The organism is Alteromonas sp. BMJM2, from assembly GCF_027257845.1.
In the GTDB taxonomy this organism is placed as follows: domain Bacteria; phylum Pseudomonadota; class Gammaproteobacteria; order Enterobacterales; family Alteromonadaceae; genus Alteromonas.
Window position 1 is genome coordinate 44,116 of the sequence record NZ_JAPVOT010000017.1, and the last position, 21,669, is coordinate 65,784.

The 21,669-nt window shown below is 44.1% G+C and carries 17 protein-coding genes; 12 read left to right on the forward strand and 5 right to left on the reverse strand.

The genetic code is table 11. The annotated features are described in order from the left end of the window. Positions 1-262 precede the first annotated feature (262 nt). Complete coding sequence (locus O9X84_RS15580) at positions 263-2,164, forward strand: propionyl-CoA synthetase (protein ID WP_269520614.1); 1,902 nt, start codon at positions 263-265, stop codon at positions 2,162-2,164. Positions 2,165-2,265: 101 nt separating this feature from the next. Here O9X84_RS15580 and O9X84_RS15585 read toward each other — a convergent pair whose 3' ends face one another. After that, positions 2,266-2,976 (reverse strand): cytochrome b/b6 domain-containing protein, encoded by a 711-nt coding sequence (locus tag O9X84_RS15585; protein WP_269520615.1) that lies wholly within the window; start codon positions 2,974-2,976, stop codon positions 2,266-2,268. 278 nt (positions 2,977-3,254) lie between these two features. Between O9X84_RS15585 and dapB the strand changes: the two genes are divergently transcribed. The 7 genes from dapB to O9X84_RS15620 all read left to right on the forward strand — a co-directional run bounded on the left by dapB (position 3,255) and on the right by O9X84_RS15620 (position 12,964). After that, the gene (gene dapB / locus O9X84_RS15590; RefSeq protein WP_269520616.1) at positions 3,255-4,058 is read left to right on the forward strand and encodes a 4-hydroxy-tetrahydrodipicolinate reductase; all 804 of its coding nucleotides are present in this window, start codon (positions 3,255-3,257) and stop codon (positions 4,056-4,058) included. Between the two features lie 449 nt (positions 4,059-4,507). After that, a complete protein-coding gene (gene carA, locus O9X84_RS15595) occupies positions 4,508-5,638 on the forward strand; it encodes a glutamine-hydrolyzing carbamoyl-phosphate synthase small subunit (RefSeq protein ID WP_269520617.1) in 1,131 nt (376 codons plus the stop codon). Positions 5,639-5,650: 12 nt separating this feature from the next. Next, on the forward strand, positions 5,651-8,872 hold the full coding sequence (carB, locus tag O9X84_RS15600; protein ID WP_269520618.1) for a carbamoyl-phosphate synthase large subunit: 3,222 nt from the start codon (positions 5,651-5,653) through the stop codon (positions 8,870-8,872). Positions 8,873-8,987: 115 nt separating this feature from the next. After that, positions 8,988-9,464: a transcription elongation factor GreA gene (gene greA / locus O9X84_RS15605; protein ID WP_163105594.1), complete on the forward strand. Its 477-nt coding sequence runs from the start codon at positions 8,988-8,990 to the stop codon at positions 9,462-9,464. Positions 9,465-9,758: 294 nt separating this feature from the next. After that, positions 9,759-11,744 carry a methyl-accepting chemotaxis protein gene (locus O9X84_RS15610; RefSeq protein WP_269520619.1) on the forward strand — a complete coding sequence of 662 codons (1,986 nt, stop codon included), beginning with the start codon at positions 9,759-9,761 and terminating at the stop codon, positions 11,742-11,744. A gap of 108 nt (positions 11,745-11,852) precedes the next feature. Beyond that, entirely contained in the window at positions 11,853-12,389 is a 537-nt protein-coding gene (locus O9X84_RS15615; RefSeq protein ID WP_269520620.1) for an NUDIX domain-containing protein, read from the forward strand. 158 nt (positions 12,390-12,547) lie between these two features. Continuing rightward, positions 12,548-12,964 (forward strand): DUF3224 domain-containing protein, encoded by a 417-nt coding sequence (locus tag O9X84_RS15620; protein ID WP_269520621.1) that lies wholly within the window; start codon positions 12,548-12,550, stop codon positions 12,962-12,964. An 84-nt stretch (positions 12,965-13,048) separates the two neighbouring features. Here the strand turns inward: O9X84_RS15620 and O9X84_RS15625 are convergent, their stop codons facing one another. Continuing rightward, the gene (locus tag O9X84_RS15625) at positions 13,049-13,492 is read right to left on the reverse strand and encodes an Hsp20 family protein (protein WP_269520622.1); all 444 of its coding nucleotides are present in this window, start codon (positions 13,490-13,492) and stop codon (positions 13,049-13,051) included. A 595-nt stretch (positions 13,493-14,087) separates the two neighbouring features. Between O9X84_RS15625 and O9X84_RS15630 the strand changes: the two genes are divergently transcribed. Together O9X84_RS15630 and pta are read left to right on the forward strand one after the other, a co-directional pair. Beyond that, a complete protein-coding gene (locus O9X84_RS15630) occupies positions 14,088-15,269 on the forward strand; it encodes an acetate kinase (protein WP_269520623.1) in 1,182 nt (393 codons plus the stop codon). A gap of 48 nt (positions 15,270-15,317) precedes the next feature. Next, positions 15,318-17,459, forward strand: coding sequence for a phosphate acetyltransferase (gene pta, locus O9X84_RS15635; protein ID WP_269520624.1), 2,142 nt, complete (start codon positions 15,318-15,320; stop codon positions 17,457-17,459). A 166-nt stretch (positions 17,460-17,625) separates the two neighbouring features. Here the strand turns inward: pta and O9X84_RS15640 are convergent, their stop codons facing one another. Beyond that, entirely contained in the window at positions 17,626-17,952 is a 327-nt protein-coding gene (locus tag O9X84_RS15640) for a helix-turn-helix domain-containing protein (protein ID WP_269520625.1), read from the reverse strand. Between the two features lie 7 nt (positions 17,953-17,959). Beyond that, complete coding sequence (locus tag O9X84_RS15645; RefSeq protein ID WP_269520626.1) at positions 17,960-18,391, reverse strand: hypothetical protein; 432 nt, start codon at positions 18,389-18,391, stop codon at positions 17,960-17,962. A gap of 474 nt (positions 18,392-18,865) precedes the next feature. On the opposite strand from O9X84_RS15645, the gene iadA reads away from it, so the two are divergent. Both iadA and O9X84_RS15655 read left to right on the forward strand, forming a co-directional pair. Next, entirely contained in the window at positions 18,866-20,014 is a 1,149-nt protein-coding gene (gene iadA, locus O9X84_RS15650) for a beta-aspartyl-peptidase (RefSeq protein ID WP_269520627.1), read from the forward strand. A gap of 5 nt (positions 20,015-20,019) precedes the next feature. After that, entirely contained in the window at positions 20,020-20,838 is an 819-nt protein-coding gene (locus O9X84_RS15655) for a cyanophycinase (RefSeq protein ID WP_269520628.1), read from the forward strand. Between the two features lie 79 nt (positions 20,839-20,917). Here O9X84_RS15655 and O9X84_RS15660 read toward each other — a convergent pair whose 3' ends face one another. Next, the gene (locus O9X84_RS15660) at positions 20,918-21,607 is read right to left on the reverse strand and encodes a transposase (RefSeq protein ID WP_269520629.1); all 690 of its coding nucleotides are present in this window, start codon (positions 21,605-21,607) and stop codon (positions 20,918-20,920) included. Positions 21,608-21,669: the final 62 nt, after the last annotated feature.

Consider the following 21,669-nt stretch of genomic DNA (forward strand, 5'->3'; position numbering starts at 1 on the left):
TGATTGTTTATTAAATTCTATTGGTTATAAGTACCTATGGCCGTTTCCGCCTCGTTTAGAGACTAGAAAGATCCAATAATAGGTGATCATAAAAGCGTGGGTGTTATTGCCTCGGATAGATAAGCTTTTGCAAGGCTGATAAAGAAACTACTTAACCTTTTTACTGCGTACACAAATAATTAACGAATGTAAGCCTGAAGTCTTATAAGCATTCTCACAGTAGTGAAGTATTGTAACCATGAACTCTACAACGGATTTGGTTATGAACTACAAAGAAGAATATACTGCCTCTACAACCTCTCCCGAACAATTTTGGCTAGAGAAAGCGCATCAAATTGAATGGTTTAAAAAGCCTCAGGCAGCATTATCAGACTCTGAAAATGGATATCACAGCTGGTTCAAAGGTGGACAATTAAACACCTGTTACCTTGCGTTAGATCACCATGTCAATGAAGGGAGGGGAGACAAAACCGCTCTTATCTACGATTCTCCGGTTACCAATACCACACGAACCTATAGCTACAGTGAATTGCTACAGGAGGTGGCTACGTTTGCAGGCGCACTTCATCAACTTGGTGTATCAAAAGGTGATAGAGTCATTATTTATATGCCCATGATCCCGCAGGCCGTCATTGCTATGTTAGCGTGCGCGCGATTGGGGGCTGTTCACTCTGTGGTCTTCGGTGGCTTTGCAGCAAATGAATTAGCGGTACGTATAGATGACGCTACTCCTTCATTTATCGTTACTGCATCTTGCGGGATTGAGGGGGCCAAGTTGCTCCCTTATAAGCCATTGGTAGACAGTGCCATTGAGCTTGCCTCGCATAAGCCTAACGGCTGCGTGGTTTTTCAACGGCCTCAACTGCATGCCGATCTCAATGCCTCTTTTGACTATGATTGGCATTGTCTAATGGAAACTAGCTCACCCGTTGGTGCAGTTAATGTAGATGCTACTGACCCTCTCTACATTCTTTATACATCTGGTACAACAGGCAAACCCAAAGGTGTAGTGCGAGATAACGGTGGTCATGCTGTAGCATTGCATTATTCTATGGGGGCGCTGTATGGAATAGATGAGAATGACATATTCTGGGCGGCTTCGGATGTGGGGTGGGTAGTAGGGCATTCTTACATTGTTTATGGCCCGTTAATTAAAGGCGCAACGTCGGTAATGTATGAGGGTAAGCCAGTGGGCACACCTGATGCTGGTGCATTTTGGAGTATGATAGAGCGACACAAAATCAATATTTTGTTTGGTGCGCCTACTGCTTTTAGAGCCATTCGTAAAGAAGATCCAGAAGGCGAGTTCATCAAGCAACATGATCTTTCCAGTTTGCGCACTATTTTTATGGCCGGTGAGCGCCTAGACCCTCCTACTTACTATTGGACTTTAGAAAAAACGAATAAGCCGGTGGTGGACCACTGGTGGCAAACTGAAACCGGGTGGCCTATTTGCTCAAATCCGATGGGAATAGAGCCAATGAACACCAAGCCAGGCTCCTCAAGTGTTCCCACACCTGGGTTTAACGTGAAAGTGTTGAACGGTGTTGATAGTGAGTCAGCACCCGGACAAAAAGGCTCTATTGCTATCCGACTGCCGCTGCCCCCAGGCTGTTTGTGTACCATATGGCAGGACCACTCTAGGCTAGTTAATGGCTATCTAAGAGAGTTTGAGGGCTACTACAGTACGGGAGATAACGGGTATATCGATGAGGACGGGTACGTTTTTATTATGGGGCGCACCGACGATGTAATCAATGTAGCAGGCCATAGACTCTCAACGGGAGAAATGGAAGAAGTTCTTGCTGCACATCCAGCAATTGCTGAATGTAGCGTGATAGGGGTGAACGATGCATTAAAAGGCCAACTTCCAGTGGGGCTAGTTTTGTTAAAGGACGGCGCCACTATCAATGAGTCGGATTTAGAAAAAGAGTTGGTTGCCTCGGTAAGGAGCAGCATTGGCCCTGTGGCCTGTTTTAAGCGAGCTATCGTTGTGAAGCGTTTGCCGAAGACTAGGTCGGGTAAGATCCTTCGTAAACTATTACGACAAATTGCCTCAGACGAGCCGGTGTCAGTTCCTTCAACCATTGATGACCCAAGCAGCGTAGCTGAAATTGCGACGCTGATGCGAGAAAAAGGGCTGGTAGAGAATGTGAGTGTATAGTTGAGTCGTTTTTAAGTAAAAAACACCGTAGCGCTTACTTTTAACTTTCTCGTCAAAAGAAGCGCTTTTTAAAAATACGCTAACTTATCGTAATACTAGCGCTAGTAATAATATTGTGTTGCGCTCGAAGAGGGGGGGAATACTTCAACTATGATATATACAGACGCCGCGGCAATCAGCGCAATTATGATAGCTCTACCTATGTGCGAGTGCCGTATTCCCTGAGTTTCGCCGTAATATTGCTCATCGTCTACTGGTAAGGGTTTTTTACCGCTTATCATTGGCGGCAAAAGTTGTTGTCTCTTATAAATACCGTAAAATATGCTTGCCCCAATATGCAGTATAATCACGTATAGAAGCGTATCGAATGCTACATGGTGCAATGTATTCATTATTGTTAGTACATTGTCTGTAGCCATTCTTCTGAGTGGGCCGTCGAGAAAGATATCGTCGGTCATAAAGAGTCCTGAGACCGCCTGTACAAGCACTAATACAATCATAACCACTACAAACCAGCCGCCCAATGGATTGTGTCCAACCGATGGTAAGCTGTCTCGGTCAAACAGTGTTTTTGCGTACTCAAACACATCCCTAGGCCCTTTCACAAATTGACTAAACTTAGCGTACTTCGGTCCTACCATCCCCCAGAGTAATCTGAAAATAATAAGCCCCAACGTGAAATAACCTATATAGAAATGCCACTGGACAGCATCGTCAAGCAAGTCGGCGGTAATGTATTGAGCTAATATGCTCAGCACCAAAAGCCAGTGGAAGAGTCGAGTAGGTAAGTCCCAGATAAGCCTTTTTTTCATAAGAGGTATTCTTTATTAGTGTGAGTCGATATGAGTGATTGGTGAGTACTATTTTTTCTATCGTATAGACTCTGTGAGCAAAATTCGAGGTTGAAATGATAAAAGTCATCAGCAAGCGCATAATGTTTGATTTGCTGATGGAGTTGGCACAGACATTTTCAACGTATTCTAATTATCTTAAACCGTGATATAACTTTAATTAATCTAACAATCACATTGCATTAGTGAATGCATTTGGCAAAATGTAACCAAGTTTTTTTTAGTTTAAAAGATTAAGTATGAAAGTTGGTTTATTTGGCGCTAATGGGCGCATGGGTAGAGTGCTAATTGAGGCGCTAGACTTAAGTGAAGATACAGACCTAAGCGTTGCGACGGTGAGAGACGATTCTCCTTGGGTAGGTATGAACGTGGGCGAACTCGCCGGTATTGGTAAAAAGCCAGTGAATTGCTCCGGGTTTTCATCGTTATCAAGGGGGGATGCCGACGTAATGATTGACTTTACACTTCCTTCCATTATCGAAACTAATCTAGCCTGGTGCGTTAAAAATCAAACACCCGTGGTCATTGGCACTACCGGGCTCAATAAAGCGCAGTTGGCAGCTCTTGACGACGCAGCAAAGCATATTCCTATCGTATTCGCTGCCAACTACAGTGTAGGCGTTAACTTAATGCTGTCGCTAGTAAAGCAAGCGGCTAGCGTATTAGGCGAAACCGCCGACATTGAAATAACCGAGGCCCATCACAGGTTTAAACAAGATGCGCCTTCAGGCACGGCCATGGCAATTGGCGAAGCCATTGCTGAGGAGTTGGGAAGGGACCTAAGTACCTGTGCAGTCTACGGACGCGAAGGAAAAGAGCCTGAACGAGACCAAGGCACAATTGGTTTTGCTACTGTTAGGGCTGGCGATATTGTAGGTGAGCACACTGCGCTTTTCGCTGATATTGGCGAGCGTTTAGAAATTACCCATAAAGCATCGAGTCGACTTACGTTTGCTAAAGGTGCTGTTCATGCTGCAAAGTGGTTGTGTGGTCAAAAACCTGGACTATACTCCATGACTGATGTTTTAAATTTAAAGCTTTAATCTGAAGCTTTTAATAGCTATGCGGGCGTTGCTTATTCTCTGCCTACGATAAAAAAGCAACATAATGAGTGCCGCGTTAACCCAGTTTGGGCTTGAACGCGGACTACTTGAACAGCAACGGCTAGGGCATGAGTTGAGCGTTGAATGAGCGGTGCGAGCGTTATTTAAACACTAAGCCGTACTTTCAGTGGTTCTGCGCAAAAAAACGATGTTAAGGGCTATTTTAATAAATTATTACAAATAAATTAGACATTTTCGGTGAGTAATGTATACTCGCCGGAATTTGCCAGAATTTCGAATTCTTAGCGAGTAAATCGGCTGTATAGCCCGTATTTATTAGCTGCAAAGATCGTGAAACGGGAAGTATTGTTTTCATTACCTCCCGTTTTTTGTGGGGTTTGTGCAAAAAACTGCACAAACACATAGTTATCCTTAATCTGGAGGTTGACTTGGCTCATTCTGCCCTTTTGGTGTTAGAGGACGGTTCTGTTTTTAAAGGTACTGCTATTGGTGCCTCTGGCTGCTCCGTCGGGGAAGTTGTTTTCAACACTTCCATGACAGGCTATCAAGAAATTCTTACCGACCCATCCTACGCTGAACAAATCATTACCCTTACCTATCCACACATTGGCAACACCGGCACTAATTCTGAAGACGTTGAAGCAGATAAAATCTGGTCAAAAGGTCTAATTATTCGCGATTTGCCGCTCGTTGCTAGTAACTATCGTCAACAACAAACTCTATCTGAATACCTCAAAGCGAAAGGCATTGTTGGTATAGCAGATATTGATACCCGTCGTTTAACTCGAATTCTTCGAGATAAAGGCGCGCAAAATGGTTGCATCATTTGTACTGATGAATTAGACGAGTCTAGTGCGTTAGAGCAAGCCAAAGCCTTCCCGGGTCTTAAAGGCATGGACTTGGCAAAGGTAGTGAGTATTACCGAACCAAAAACATGGACAGAAGGAAGCTGGGAGCTTGGTAAAGGCTACGTAACACCAAGTGAAAGCAAATATCATGTGGTAGCGTACGACTACGGTGTTAAACACAACATCCTTCGCATGCTTGCCGACCGTGGTTGCAAAATTACGTTAGTACCAGCGCAAACACCTGCTGATGAAGTGCTTGCCATGAAACCCGATGGCGTGTTTTTATCAAACGGGCCAGGCGATCCGGAGCCTTGTGATTACGCTATATCAGCAATCAAGACCATTGTTGATACGGGTATTCCAGTGTTTGGCATTTGCTTAGGGCACCAGTTATTGGCGCTTGCCAGCGGTGCGACTACCGCCAAAATGAAATTTGGCCACCATGGTGCCAATCACCCGGTTAAAGATCTAAAGCGTAACGTGGTCATGATCACCAGCCAAAACCACGGTTTTGCTGTTGATGAATCTAGCTTGCCAGATAACCTAGAAGTCACCCACGTTTCATTGTTCGATAAGTCGTTGCAGGGTATTCATCGCACCGACAAGCCAGCGTTTAGCTTTCAGGGGCATCCTGAAGCAAGCCCAGGCCCTCACGAAGCGGCGCCATTATTCGACCACTTCATTGAACTTATTGAACAACACAAGCAGTAGGAATTAGCCAACATGCCAAAACGTACCGACATAAAAAGTATTCTTATTATAGGTGCTGGCCCTATTGTTATCGGCCAGGCCTGTGAGTTTGATTATTCAGGCGCTCAAGCGTGTAAAGCGCTGCGTGAAGAAGGTTACCGCGTCATTCTGGTTAACTCTAATCCAGCAACAATAATGACCGACCCTGAAATGGCAGATGCCACTTACATCGAGCCAATTCATTGGGAAGTAGTACGCAAAATAATTGAAAAAGAGCGTCCAGATGCCATCCTTCCTACGATGGGTGGACAAACGGCACTTAACTGCGCACTCGAGTTAGACAAGCACGGTGTGCTTGAAGAGTTTGGCTGTGAGTTAATCGGTGCGACTGCTGACGCTATCGATAAAGCTGAAAACCGCGAACGATTCGACAAAGCAATGAAGAACATTGGGCTTGAGTGTCCACGTGCTGAAATTGCTCACACCATAGATGAAGCCCATGACGTGCTAAGCCGCATTGGCTTCCCGTGTATTATTCGTCCCTCGTTTACTATGGGCGGAACCGGTGGCGGTATCGCTTATAACATTGATGAGTTCAATGAAATTTGTACTCGCGGTCTTGACCTTTCACCTACAAGCGAACTGCTTATCGACGAGTCGTTACTCGGCTGGAAAGAGTACGAGATGGAAGTGGTTCGCGATAAAGCAGATAACTGCATTATTGTTTGTACCATTGAGAATTTCGACCCAATGGGTGTTCACACTGGCGACTCGATTACTGTTGCGCCAGCACAAACTTTGACCGACAAAGAATTCCAAATTATGCGAAATGCTGCCATGGCGGTACTTCGTGAAATTGGTGTTGAAACCGGTGGTTCAAACGTTCAGTTTGGTGTTGATCCAAAAACCGGGCGCTTGGTAATCATCGAAATGAACCCACGCGTATCCCGCTCTTCTGCGTTGGCGTCGAAAGCAACAGGTTTTCCTATTGCTAAAGTAGCTGCCAAGCTTGCGGTAGGTTATACCCTTGATGAATTAGCGAATGACATCACGGGCGGTTTAACGCCGGCGTCTTTCGAGCCGTCTATCGATTATGTTGTGACCAAGATCCCACGCTTTAACTTTGAGAAGTTTGCCGGTGCAAATGACCGCCTTACCACGCAGATGAAGTCTGTTGGGGAAGTAATGGCTATAGGTCGTAACCAGCAAGAGTCATTGCAAAAAGCGTTACGCGGCTTGGAAGTGGGTGCCAACGGTCTTAATTCCATGGTTGATTTAGACGATTCAGAATCACGCAACAAAGTGATATACGAATTACGTCAACCAGGCGCTGAGCGAATTTGGTATATCGGCGATGCATTCCGCATGGGCATGAGTGTCGATGAAGTATTCGACTTAACCAATATCGACCGCTGGTACTTGGTGCAGTTAGAAGACCTAATTAAACACGAAGCTGAGATTGCAGAAATTGGATTACCAGGCATCGACGCAGACTTAATGCGCACACTCAAGCGCAAAGGTTTCTCTGACTCTCGTCTTGCAGAGCTGACCAAAGTAGCCGAAAGCGACGTGCGTGAAACGCGCAGAGAGTTCGGCATAGCTCCAGTGTATAAGCGTGTTGATACCTGTGCTGCTGAATTTTCTACTAGCACTGCTTACATGTATTCAACCTATGACGAAGAGTGTGAGGCCAACCCAACAGACCGTGACAAAATTATGGTTATTGGCGGCGGACCGAACCGCATTGGTCAAGGTATTGAGTTTGACTACTGCTGTGTTCACGCTGCTTTATCAATGCGTGAAGATGGTTACGAAACCATTATGGTTAACTGTAACCCAGAAACGGTTTCTACCGATTATGACACTTCTGACCGCTTGTATTTCGAGCCAGTCACCCTTGAAGATGTGCTTGAAATTGTGGCAAAAGAGAAGCCTAAAGGCGTAATCGTTCAGTATGGTGGCCAAACGCCACTGAAACTTGCACGAGCTCTTGAAGCTGCAGGCGTACCAATTATGGGTACCTCACCTGATGCGATTGACCGCGCGGAAGACCGCGAGCGTTTCCAGCAGATGGTTAACAAGCTGAATCTTAAGCAGCCTGCTAACTCTACGGTTACCAATGTAGAGCAAGCACTAGCGATGGCAGAAGAAATTGGCTTCCCGCTAGTCGTTAGACCGTCTTATGTACTTGGTGGTCGTGCAATGGAAATTGTGTACGACATCAAAGATCTTAAGCGCTACCTAAATGAAGCGGTTAAAGTATCGAACGACGCCCCAGTACTGCTAGACCGATTCCTTGATGATGCTATTGAAGTGGATATCGATGCGATTTGCGACGGCAAAGAGGTGGTTATCGGCGGTATCATGGAACACATCGAACAGGCGGGTGTTCACTCTGGTGACTCTGCATGTTCATTGCCTCCGCACTCACTATCAGCAGAAATTCAAGACACCATGCGTGAACAGGTTCGTGCAATGGCTCTTGAGCTTGGCGTAATCGGCTTAATGAATACTCAGTTTGCGATTAAAGACGGTGAAGTTTACCTTATCGAAGTTAACCCACGTGCTGCACGTACGGTTCCTTTCGTATCTAAAGCAACGGGCGTTCCATTAGCAAAAGTAGCAGCGCGCGCTATGGCTGGCGTTAGCTTAGCTGAACAGGGTGTTACAAAAGAAATTATTCCACCGTTTTACTCAGTGAAAGAAGTGGTATTGCCATTCGCTAAATTCCAAGGCGTAGACCCACTGTTAGGTCCAGAAATGCGCTCAACAGGCGAGGTTATGGGCGTTGGCGATACGTTTGAAGAGGCGTATGCGAAAGCGAACTTAGGTGCTGGTGCGCCACTGCCGAAAAGCGGTAAGGCACTTATCTCTGTTCGTGATACAGACAAAAGCAAAATCATTGAGCTTGCAAGAGCGCTGGTTGACGCAGGATTTACTGTTGAAGCTACCCGCGGTACGGCGACAACGCTGTACGATGCAGGCATTATGAGTTCAGTAGTGAATAAGTTGTCTGAAGGTCGCCCTAACATTGTTGATGCGATTAAAAACGGTGAGTATGCCTATTTAATCAATACAACAGAAGGTCGTCAGGCAATCACAGATTCAGTGTACATTCGCCGTGAAGCGTTAGTTAACAAGGTAACCTATACCACGACAATGAACGCTGCCTTTGCGACTATCAGAGCAAAATCTGCAGACGATAGAAACAAAGTAGCCTCTGTTCAAGAACTACACGCTCGAATTAATCACTAATGACATGAGCTAGGATACGAGGTATCCTAGCTTTATTACATTTGTGTGAATATATAAAAGTGCGCCCTTAGGGCGCATTTTCAGTTTAAATATTACGTTAGTCGAGACTGTATTTATGAGTCAGTACCCAATGACCGCGCATGGCGCCCAAATGCTGCGCGATGAGCTAAACGAACTTAAAACCAAGACACGTCCTCGTATTATCGCGGACATCGCAGATGCGCGTGAACACGGCGATTTGAAAGAAAACGCTGAGTATCATGCTGCAAGAGAGCAACAAAGTTTCTGCGAAGGCCGTATTCAAGATATTGAAGGTAAGCTGTCGAACGCGCAAATTATCGACGTGACTAAAATGGAAAATACGGGCAAAGTTATCTTTGGTACTACAGTTACTATCCTTAATGTAGACAGCGAAGAAGAAACGACATATCGCATTGTTGGCGACGATGAAGCTGATATTAAAAATAACCTTATCTCAGTCAATTCCCCCATTGCTCGCGGACTAATTGGTAAAGAATTGGATGATACAGTAAACATTCAAACGCCTGCTGGTAGCGTTGAAGTTGAAATCATTGAAGTAGAATATATTTAACTTAATTCAGCTTACATTGACTTAACTACATAAAAATGCCGTGTCATTACACGGCGTTTTCTTAAATTATCCACATTACATTCTGTCTTTATAGGCTTTAACTTCCCCGTATCGTCTCTTTCAATAAACTATATTTCATCTTTGAGGGCCAATTTTTTGGCTAGTTTTTGATCAGCCTCTATACTCTTTTAACAAGAGTTAACACGTCGCACTATTTATCCCATTGTCATGCAATAAAAACAGCAAAATAAAATCTTAAAATGTCGCACCATTATCTTTGAGGGAGTAGGTTCTTTGCCATTTTTACGCAAACTTTCAATACTACAATTAACGCTTATAAGTGCTGGCTCCCTGTGTATATTGCTTATCTACTTGGCGTACAAAGACATCAATCGGTCTTATTCAACCTCTCAAAGTGCAGAGTACGATATGCGCGTTATTACCCTGATAGCTGCCGTAGAGCGCGTAGCTCATCACCACGCAGTTGAGCGAGGTTTAAGCGCTGGCTTTTTAGGGAACCCTTCGGAGGTATCCAGAAAAAAAGTAGAAGCGCAGCGGATAAAAGCAGATGAAGCAATTACAAAGCTTAACGAAGAGTTACAAGCTTCGTGGCAAGCAAATGTAAAAATAAAACAGATATTCTCACCAATGCTAGCGCAGCTAAGCCAAAAGGCTGCAATCAGAGGGCAGGTAGATGATGTGAATGGACAGCGGGCTTTTGCCTATTACAGTGCGCTAAACGCTAAGGCGCTCAACGTTGCTAATAGTCTAATCATGCTCGTCCACAATGTTGATTCAAAAATGTATTTATCCCAAGCGCTGTTGTTTGCTCAGCTGAAAGAGAAGATGGGGCAGCGCAGAGGTAAGGTCAATGGCGCTATAGCAAGTCAAAGCATGACACCGTCACTGGCATCAGAGCTGAAAGGCTATGAGCGTGAAATAGAATATATCAGTAGCAAGTTGCTTCTTAGTTTACAAAACGACCTGCGTATTCCGTTTAAAAGCATAATGGAAAGTAACCAGGCCCAATCTCTTAGCCTCACTACACAAAAAGTAATAACTGCAAATAGCATCGATAGTACTTTGCCGTCGAATGAAGAATGGTTTTCATTGGCTACCGCACAAATCCTTGAGGTAGCTGCGTTACTAAGCAGAAGCCTTGAACATGTTACTGGTTTTGCGGATGCCCAAAATGTAATCGCAAGTAGGTCGTTTTATCTCACGCTTGCTATCATTGCTTTCGCTATCGTGTTTTTTGTCAGCATTTACAGAACGCTGTTATCTATATTAGGTAAGCAACTTACTCAGCTGGTTACTAGTCTCGATAACGTTGCACGTCATGGCGATTTAACTGTCGACCTTTCAATGCGTACCAACAACGAACTGGGTAAAATATCGCATTCAGTCAACGTAACCTTAATGGCACTACGTGACCTCATTAGGGGGCTAGCGCCATCAATTCAAACAAGTAAGCGTTTATCCGGTGATTTAAATGCATCATGTGATGCTATGTTGTCTGATGCAGGAAATACACAACAACTTACGGCCAATATAGCGTCAGCAATTGAAGAGGTGTCAGTAACAAGCCGTGATATTGCTCAGGCTTCTCTTGATACGCTTGAGGCGAGTAAAGAATTGGAGTTACTCGCCAATGAGGCCTTAGACGTGAACGACGATGTGCTTAGCGCTATGGACAAGCTCAACGAGGACATGAACAGAGTTCAAGCCAATGCTACCGCGATGGAGCAGCAGGTTACAGAGATTGCTTCTATCTTGGAAACTATTAATGGGCTGTCTGATCAAACAAATTTGTTGGCGCTCAATGCTGCCATCGAAGCTGCTAGAGCAGGAGATCAGGGCCGTGGCTTTGCTGTCGTGGCCGATGAAGTGAGGAATCTTGCTCAACGAAGTCGTTCATCATCAGATAAAATTTCAAGTTTGCTAGGCAACTTACAGAATGCCAGTGTAGTGGTTGTCAACGACGTAAGTAAAAATAGTGAGTTAGTTTTAAACTCGGTAAAAATATCACAAGACGGCAAAGCTATTGCACAGAAAGTGAAACAGGCGTCTAGCAACGTTGAGGCGATGGCCCACACTATGTCTGCCGCGGCCGAGCAACAGTCGGTAACAACCAATGAAGTAGCTAAAGATGTTGTGTATGTTGAAGAGGCCGCCTCTCAGGAAGTGTCGATTGCAAAAGCGTTAGCGCAATTAGCCAACGATATGAACGAGAACAACTTGTCGCTACAGCGTGCTATGTCGAAATTTACAGTTGACTAGCTTAAGCAAGCGTTAGAAAACTCCGTTTTTTTCATATCATCGTGATTATTGTCCTTTGTGTGCTTATGGCGCTATTCTTAAAGTAAGATTTCACAGACACATATAACAATGAGTATTGATACACTGCATTCAAAAACGGTTTACAAAAATAAATGGCTTACTGTTCGAGAAGATAAAATAAGACGAGCTAGTGGTAAAGAAGGCATTTACGGCGTGGTAGAAAAGCCTGACTTTGCGATAATTATTCCTCTAGACGATGACCACGTTTATTTGGTGGAGCAGTATCGATACACCATTGGCAAACGACAAATAGAGTTTCCTCAAGGTGCATGGGAAGACAACCCCGGTGCGTCACCATTAACACTTGCTGCCGGGGAGTTAAGAGAAGAAACGGGGCTTCGAGCTGGTAAAATGGAGTACATCGGCTTTCAATACCTCGCCTATGGTTTCTGTAATCAGGGGTATCACATTTTTTTAGCCTCTGAGTTGAGCCAAGGAGAGCAAGAGCTCGATATTGAGGAAGAAGACCTTAAAGTACTCAAAATGCCCATCAAAGAATTCAAAAACAAAATCATAGCCGGAGAAATTCAAGATGCCTCTAGCTGTAATGCATTCGGCTTGGCCACTTTAAAAGGTTTTATTTAATTCACAACATGCGGATCACGCCTGTGGGAAACATGGCTGCGGATTGTTTCTCGTAATCGCTCTCGCATTTGCAGAAGTGAGGTAAAAAGTAAATAAACTCCTCCTGTTACTCTTGGAAACAAATTCAGTATTGCTTTTTATTAACTATTTTTAATAATATGGCTAAAAGCGAATTGTTTAGTGAATCAATCATGAACGGCGAAGGCATATTTACCATTACACAATGGAATGAAGAGGTAATAAAAGAGAAGTGCGCAAAGGTGAAAACTGTGCACGCCAGCGTTGTTCAAGCCTACGAAGGTGATATGAAGGGAGAAGGTCACGTTGAGTTCATCATGAGTTACAAAAGCGGTCTTAGTGCATGTTTTGTTGGCTTTGAAGAGTTTATCGGTGTGATTGACGGGCGACGAGGCACCGTTACGTTTAAACACGATGGTTCGTTTGAAGACGGCGTTGCACGCAGCGCGTTTACCGTTGTAGCGGGAACTGCGACTGGGGAGCTTTCCTACGTGAATCTTTCTGGGCACTTCACCTCGGCTGAGCCTGGTAAAGCGAACTATTCATTTACTGAGTGAGGCATTTACTGTTTTTATATTACGCATAAAAAACGGCGCCCACACAGCGCCGTTTAAAACAGGGAAACACACAATATTAAAAGACTAGTTCTCTATAAGCTTCGAACCAATTTCAATCGTTCGTGGTTTCTTCGCATCAGGAATGACTCGCTCCATATCGATATGTAGAAGGCCATTTTCCATATCAGCAGCCAACACTTTTACATGGTCACCTAATTGGAATTTTCGTTCAAAGTTGCGTTCAGAAATACCCTTGTGAAGATATTTTCGCTCGCTCTTCTCATTACTGTCGGCTTTTTTGTTGCCGATAATGGTGAGCGTGTTTTCCTCAACTTGAATAGACACATCGTCTTTACTAAAGCCAGCAATGGCCATAGTAACGCGGTACTTATCGTCGCTTAGCAACTCAATGTTGTAAGGCGGGTAAGTATTTTGTTTTTCAGAGCGCGCTGCGGCGTCTACAAGTGATGCAAGGTGGTCTGAACCAATGAATGAACGGTATAGTGGAGATAGATCGATATTACGCATAGTCATATCCTTAAAATAAAGCAATATGTTAAAAAATGATGCCCCGACATGCGGCGGCAGTATTGTCGACCTGACCTTTCAGCGCCGACATATCATATATGGGATTAGCCAAATGCTTTTCAAGAAAAAAAGTGAATTTATTTTAAAGAAAAGTTGAAAAAGTTTCTAACTTACTGATTTTAATTCGATAAATTTTAATTTTTTTCTGGTCTTTTGCTGGGTGGTGTTGTGTACGCTGCTAGCGAGCTTTTATACGAGCTTTTATACGAGCTTTTATACGAGCTTTTATACGAGCTTTTATACGAGCTTTTATACGAGCTTTTATACGAGCTTTTATATGCGCTCTCATGCAAGCATTCTCATATACGCGCTCTGCCAACACCTTCATTCACGCTTCATTCTCACAAACTTTGATGCTCTTTTTAGTCGTAAGTAAAGTACATAAATCGCTGAGTGTTTGAATGAATTTGTTTATCAAAATGAATGGTTTGTGACACATCTTATAAAACATTTAGCAAACCATTAACCAACGTCGTTGATTATAAATGCTACAATTCCAACACACTCACCGTTTAACCTTTATACGAATAAATTCATGAAAAAAGAAGTTGTTGTTTTAAATTGTGGCAGTTCTTCCGTTAAATTCGCCATTATTGATGCTAATACTGGCGAAGCTGGTTTATCCGGTTTAGCAGAAAGCTTGGGTAACCTTGATGCGAGCATCACTTACAAATTAAATGGCAATAAAACGTCGTTCTCATTAAGTGCCAACGCAGGTCATACCGAGGCGCTCAATGCTATTTCAACAATCATTGAAGATACAGGGGTTAAACCTGTTGCGGTGGGGCACCGCGTGGTACATGGTGGTGAAAAATTTAAGCAGGCTGCATTGGTTAACGATGAGGTATTAGCGGCAGTTAAAGACTACGCCAGTATGGCGCCGCTTCATAATTTAGCCAACGCAAAAGGTGTTGTTACTGCGCAAAAAGCGTACCCTCACTTACCTCATGTATGCGTATTCGATACCTCGTTTTTTCAAACTATGCCGCAGAAAGCGTTTATCTATGCGCTACCCATGGACCTCTACAGAGAGCATGGAATACGTCGATACGGTTTTCACGGCACCAGTCATAAATTTATTCTCGACAGCACGGCATCGCTTCTGAATAAGCCGGTTGAAGAGACAAGTGTTATCAGCGCTCACTTAGGAAACGGTTGCAGCGTAGCAGCAATTGAAAAAGGCCAAGCCGTTGATACAAGCATGGGCTTTATTCCTCTAGAGGGTTTAGTGATGGGCACCCGATGTGGCGATTTAGATCCGAGCCTTCCGGGTACGCTTCAGAAAAAATTAGGTAAAACCGCCGATGAAATTAGCGATTTATTAAATAAGCAGTCTGGATTGTTAGGCATCTCGGAACTCAGTAACGATTGTAGAACGTTGGAAGAAGAAGCAGAAAAGGGCCATGAAGGGGCAAAACTTGCTATCGAAATATTCTGCTATCGTTTAGCGAAATATATTGCGGGTTACCTTATTGCAGTGCCTTCCTTAGATGCCATTGTGTTCACTGGCGGTATTGGTGAAAATTCGTCACTTATTCGAGAAACCACGATGGGTTACTTCGCGCACATGGGCGTTGCAATTGACCCACAAAAGAATCTCGACGCACGGTTTGGCAAGGGAGGCGAGATAACTGCTCCCTCATCACAAAAGACCGTTTTCGTTGTACCCACTAATGAAGAGTGGGTGATTGCCGCTGAAGCGGCAACGTTCGCTTAAAAATGCCTTAAAAATGCCTTAAAAATGCCTTAAAAAGCAGGAGAAATTATGTCTCGTAAAATTATGCTGATCCCAGTTGGTTCAAGCGTTGGGCTTACAACAGTCAGCATGGGTCTTGTTCGCGCTATTGAAGAGCAGGGCATTAAGCTCAACTTTTTTAAACCTGTTGCACAGCCACGCCGCGGTGACAAAGGTGAAGAGCGTTCAACCGCTATTATCGCCCATCACGCTAGCGTAACGCCGATTACCCCATTTACGCTCGACTATGTCGAGCGAATGATCAGTAACGATAATACCGACGAATTGTTGGAAGACATTATTGAGCGCTTTGAAAACAACAGCGAACAAGATGCCGTCACGGTTATTGAAGGGTTGGTAACGACCAGGCACCACCCTTACGCAGAGCGATTGAACTTAGAAATTAGTCGCGCACTAGATGCCGATATTGTGTTTGTGGCGGTTCCCGGTAACGACGATACCGTTGATATTAACCACAGACTAGAAATTGTGGTGGATACCTACGGCGGGCATAAAAGTCAGAAGGTAGTAGGGTGTATTTTTAACAAAGTTAATGCACCGTTTGATGAGCACGGTCGTTTACGTGCAGATATTGGCGTTGTCGATAAGCCAGAGCACGATGAAGCTCGCTCAAGTGCGCTGAAAAATTTGCCCATTTTCAAAAAAGGGTTAAGCCTACTAGGAAACGTAGATTGGAGTGCTGAGTTGGTGTCTCCCCGCGCGATTGATATTGCCAAGCATTTAAATGCCACCTCTCTCAATGAGGGCGACATGGCTAAGCGCCGACTCAGTAGCGTGACGTTTTGTGGTCGAGAAATTCACAACATGACTCATGCGCTAAAGCCTGGCGCGCTATTGGTGCTCTCTGGCGATAGAAGCGATGTGTTTGTGTCGTGTTGTCTTGCTGCACTTAATGGCACAAAGCTGGGCGCGTTGTTACTTACCGGCGGCTATGAGCCCGATGAGAACATAGCGGCTTTATGTAGCCAAGCCATGGAAACGGGGTTGCCGATAATGTTAGTTAATACTAACACATGGCAAACTGCCCAGAACTTGCACGCGTTTAATCAAGAAGTGCCGGTAGACGACAGTCAGCGTATTGAAAAAGTGATGGTGCATACCGCTGAAAGTTTAGATGCAGAATGGGTAACGTCGCTTACCGATAAAGTATCGCGGCAGCGTAAGCTGTCACCGTCGGCATTTAGGTATTATCTCACTCACCGTGCAAGACAGGTTAATAAGCGAATAGTGCTGCCAGAAGGTAATGAGCCTCGTACCGTTGTTGCGGCCTCAATTTGTGCGAGCCGAGGTTTGGCGAGACCCGTATTATTAGGAGATGAGACCGAAATTCGACGTATTGCAGAGCAGCAGGGCGTGGTGTTAAGCGATGGCGTTGAGATTTTATCGCCTGAGCAGGTTCGCGGTGAATACGTAGAAGGCCTTGTGGCACTTCGCGGGCACAAAGGCGTTACTGACGTGGTGGCCAACGAATTACTTCAAGACAATGTGACGCTTGGCACTATGATGCTTCAGCAAGACCATGTTGACGGGCTTGTTTCAGGGGCTGTTAACACTACCGCTAATACTATTCGCCCTGCGCTGCAGTTAATTAAAACGGCGGAAAATGCCTCGCTAGTGTCGTCGGTATTTTTTATGCTGCTGCCCGACCAGGTATTGGTTTACGGTGATTGCGCCATTAACCCCGATCCTAATGCACAGCAGTTGGCAGATATAGCAATACAGTCTGCAACATCGGCGCAAATGTTTGGTATTGAGCCAAGAGTGGCGATGATAAGCTACAGCACCGGCACATCTGGTGCTGGAAGCGATGTAGAAAAAGTGCGTGAAGCAACGGCTATTGCCCAATCGATGAGACCAGATCTTCTTATCGACGGCCCACTTCAGTACGACGCGGCGGCCATTGAAAGCGTTGGTAAAAGTAAAGCGCCAAATAGCCCGGTAGCAGGTAAAGCAAATGTATTTGTATTCCCCGATTTAAATACGGGTAATACCACGTACAAAGCGGTTCAGCGAAGCTTTGATTTGGTATGTATTGGGCCAATGCTACAAGGCATGCGTAAGCCGGTGAACGACCTAAGTCGCGGTGCGTTAGTCGATGACATTGTATTTACTATTGCATTAACGGCTATTCAGGCGGAAGGCAACAGCTAATGTAATGCTCATGTAACAGCTTAGAGAATATGTGTAGATGACAAGCTTAGAGCACATGTTTAGAGCACATGTTTTGAGCACTACCCTTGAGCATGAAACAAAACGGTAAATCTTGATAAGGGCCATTACCCGAAAGGTAATGGCCCTTATTGTAATTGTTGAAAGGCTATCGCATTACGTATGTGAAATAAGATACAAGAACACCACTGACTACACCGCAAATATACACTGCAAGGTTTTTCCTAATAAATAGTAGATGACTCTTTTTGTTTTCAACTTCGAAGTCATTCTCTTGCGGAAGTATTTCGATAATCTCAATCCTATTAACCTCAAGTACAGATGCAAGGCTGGATACTGTCTCATTTGATGCCTGCCCATAGCGCTCAACTCGCTGAACAGTGCGTAAACTAACACCGCACATGTCGGCTAAATGTTGCTGTGTCCATCCGTTAATAGTTCTTTTTTGTTTAATAAAGGCGGCATTAACTTCCATGAATCACCTAAAGAATAAATGAGGTTGTAATAAAGTAGCCAATTACACCACCTAACAAGCATCCCAATATGGACTCTTTAACCATAGTGCTAGGACTCTTTTGGCTAGACTCCCATGTTCTTGCGTTAAAGTAGGCAGTTGAAAAGTGAATGCCATCTCTTATCAATGTGCAGCGAATTCGACCCGATAGGAAGCTTTCAGTAAATAGCTCTACTTCGTAGTTAATTCCACATTCTGAAAAAGCCAATGTTGATTTGCGTTTCAGTGACTTTAAGCTTCCTTCCTTTGCGATAATTTTTTCATTGAAATAAAAGGTCCTCTCATTGGTAAGAGAACTAATTTGCACATGCAAATGAATACTTTCGTCACCCATAAAAAAATTTAGACCGTCTTTATACGAGTAGCTGACTTTTTTAAATTTTGAATTTTGTATTTCCATCTTTAATCCTTGCTCAAAAGCTTGGTAACCCGCGATTATTTATCGCTTAAATCTTGTAGAGCCATTGTAGGAAACATGAAAGAAAAAGCATTTAATCATTGTGGCAGTATAGCGACATTGGTATGTCACTCATATGACTGTTTAATAAAAACAATAGCTTAGGCCTCATGAAATGAAGTGATAGCTGTTTCTTATATATACACTAGTGCAGCATATCATGAGTTCTACTTTGTTAAAGACGCAAAAAATTAGTCCAAAATTATCTATTCCGTTTTAAATGAAATTCTATAATGTTGCTTTATTAGCCAATAATTTTACTGCTGGTTGAGGCATGTTTTACGATCAATTGGATCACAACGCGATTTAGAAAAGTGAGCCGTTTATAAAAAGCGAAACTGCGCTAGCTAAAGTGCATGCTTAAGATATAATGCGCTCCTTGTTGAACCCTTCGATAAACAGCGTGAGTTAGCCACTGTGATTACCGTTATCAAAAACGCGAATGTGTTTGCTCCACAGGCATTGGGAATTAACCATCTTGTGTGTGCAGGCAGAAAAATCATATTTATAGGTAAAACCTTACCCGCGATGGAACTCCCTCACGAAGTCATTGATGCTGACGGCGCAATGCTCACACCAGGATTTATCGACGGTCACACTCATTTAACAGGTGGTGGTGGAGAAGCTGGCTTTTCCACACGGGTTCCGCCTGTACCGCTGAGTAAATTTACACGGGCAGGAGTTACCACTGCAGTTGGGTTACTCGGTACCGATGATATTACCCGCAGCACTGAGTCTTTAGTTGCTCAAGTATACGCGTTGCGAGAAGAAGGGTTTTCTGCGTATTGTTATACTGGAGGCTATCATTTACCGCCAACAACGCTTACGGGCTCGGTGCAAACCGATATCGTATTTATAGAGCCTGTAGTTGGTGTTGGGGAACTGGCGATTAGCGATCATCGCTCTAGTCAGCCCACGCTAAACGAGCTACTTAAAATAGCTTCCCAGGCCCATGTTGCACGACTTATGACTGGCAAAGCAGGTATGCTGCATTTGCATTTAGGCGACGGTGAACGCGGCTTAGGCTTAATTCGCGAAGCCCTGTCACAAGCAGAAATTCCGCCGCGTACGTATAATCCAACACACATCAATCGCCAAAAGTTTTTGTTTGAAGAAGCATGCGATTTAGCCAAAAAAGGGTGTTGGGTAGATGTAACGGCGTTTGAGTCTGGCGATGTAGGCTACGACCCTGCAGATGCATTGTTGCGTTACATGCAGCAAGACTTACCACAAGATAAATTAACTATCAGTTCAGACGGCGGTGGGTGTCTACCCGATTTTCACGCCGATGGTAGTTTAGCGAAAATGGATTTTGCTGATTCACAATCTATGACTAATGTTTTTTACGAGCTTATTGATAATGGGGAAGAGGTGTCTCAATTTTTGCCATTTTTTACCCAAAACGTTGCTCAGCTAATGAATTTTCACAATAAGGGGCGAATAGCCGTTGGTGCTGATGCCGATATCCTTATTTTTGATAAACAAAATAGAATTGAGCATGTGATGGCCCTTGGGCAGTTGCACGTTAAGCATAAACAGCAAATTAAAAAAGGCACATTTGAGTAAATATTATGCCCTCTCCAAGTATTGATGGCACCCAACGTGGATACGTAATCCCGATTGGTGGTGCGGAAGAAAAAATTGATAACCCAGAAATTTTAGCAAAATTTGTTGAGCTTTGCGGCGGCAAAGATGCAGTGATAACGATAATTCCTACAGCGTCTCAATTGGACGATACGGGCTCTCGTTATCAGCAAATCTTTGAAGAAATAGGCGTCAAGAAAGCCTATTCACTGCCAATTTCTGAACGTATTGACGCGCAAAACGAAGAATATGTAAAGACCCTAGAAAAAAGTACGGGTATTTTCGTTACCGGTGGTAACCAACTTCGCCTATCGACTATTTTGGGTGGCACTCCTATTGCCAAAACCATTCGTCAGCTTAATGCGCAGGGCGTACATTATGCAGGTACCTCTGCAGGTGCGGCTATCGTCTCTCAGCATATGATCACTGGTGGAAACACCGGGATTGTACCTACTGAAGATGGGGTTAACCTTGCACCTGGTATGGGGCTTATCAACACCATAGTGTTAGATCAACACTTTAACCAGCGCAATCGTTTGTCTCGTTTATTGTCAGCGGTTTCGTACAACCCCTTCCTAATTGGCGTTGGCCTTGATGAAGACACAGCTGCATTTATCAACCCAGACAATGAGTTTACGGTTGTTGGAAGTGGCGCTATCACAGTCGTCGACCCTAGCGACATAGAATATTCTTCTATGGCAGAGGCCCGCACTGGCGATGCACTAACACTGCTCAACCTTAAAGTGCATATTCTTGCCTCAGGCGCTCGCTACAACATCACCGACCGAAAAGCCTCCACCGCATAATTGGGGTCAGGTCCACATAAAAGAAATAAATGGGGTCAGAACACTATTTATGCCACGCTGTTTTAAAGCGCAGCAAGCTCTATCTATCAAGCCTGGGACGCCCGGGCTTGCCTTTACTTACCCGCTTTCCAGTTATCTTTTCAACATCTTCGATAAACACATCGTTACCGAGCGCTAAACCTTTATTCGCCGCATTGCGAATATCAGTTAGCAATTTACTATCTAGCGACTCTTCAAATAACTTTCGATAGCTTTCTCTTCGTTGCACATCCGATTTACCTAATTGTAAATATAGAGGGTGAGGGCTTGCGAGTGAGCTTATCTTACCTAACGCATTTATTTGATAGCTAGACCACGTATATTCTCCAGGATCCTTCACCATGCCAGCGCGCACAGGGTTAAGTTCAATATAGCGATGCAAATGCATTAGATAGCGTTCGTTATCTACTAGCAAAGAGCGAAACCGGCCTTCCCAAAGTGTACCAGTTCTACTATAGCGCCTGTTGAAATACTGCACATACATGCGACCTAGCGCCTGCATCATATGTGTAGTACCAAATTCGACGTTTGGTGTACAAAGCAAATGAACGTGGTTTGTCATTAGTACCCAAGAGTGAATGTTGACTTCAAACTTTTCTGCATACTCTTTAAGCCAAACTACATAAGCTTTCATATCACTGCTATGGGCAAAAATAATTTGTCGATTGTTGCCACGTTGAATGATGTGTTCAGCAATGCCTGCTACTGAGACTCTTGGTTTTCTAGCCATCTTTGTGCGCTCATTTATTTAAAATGAAAAGTGTAACTAGAGTTTTTTGAAACATAACTGAA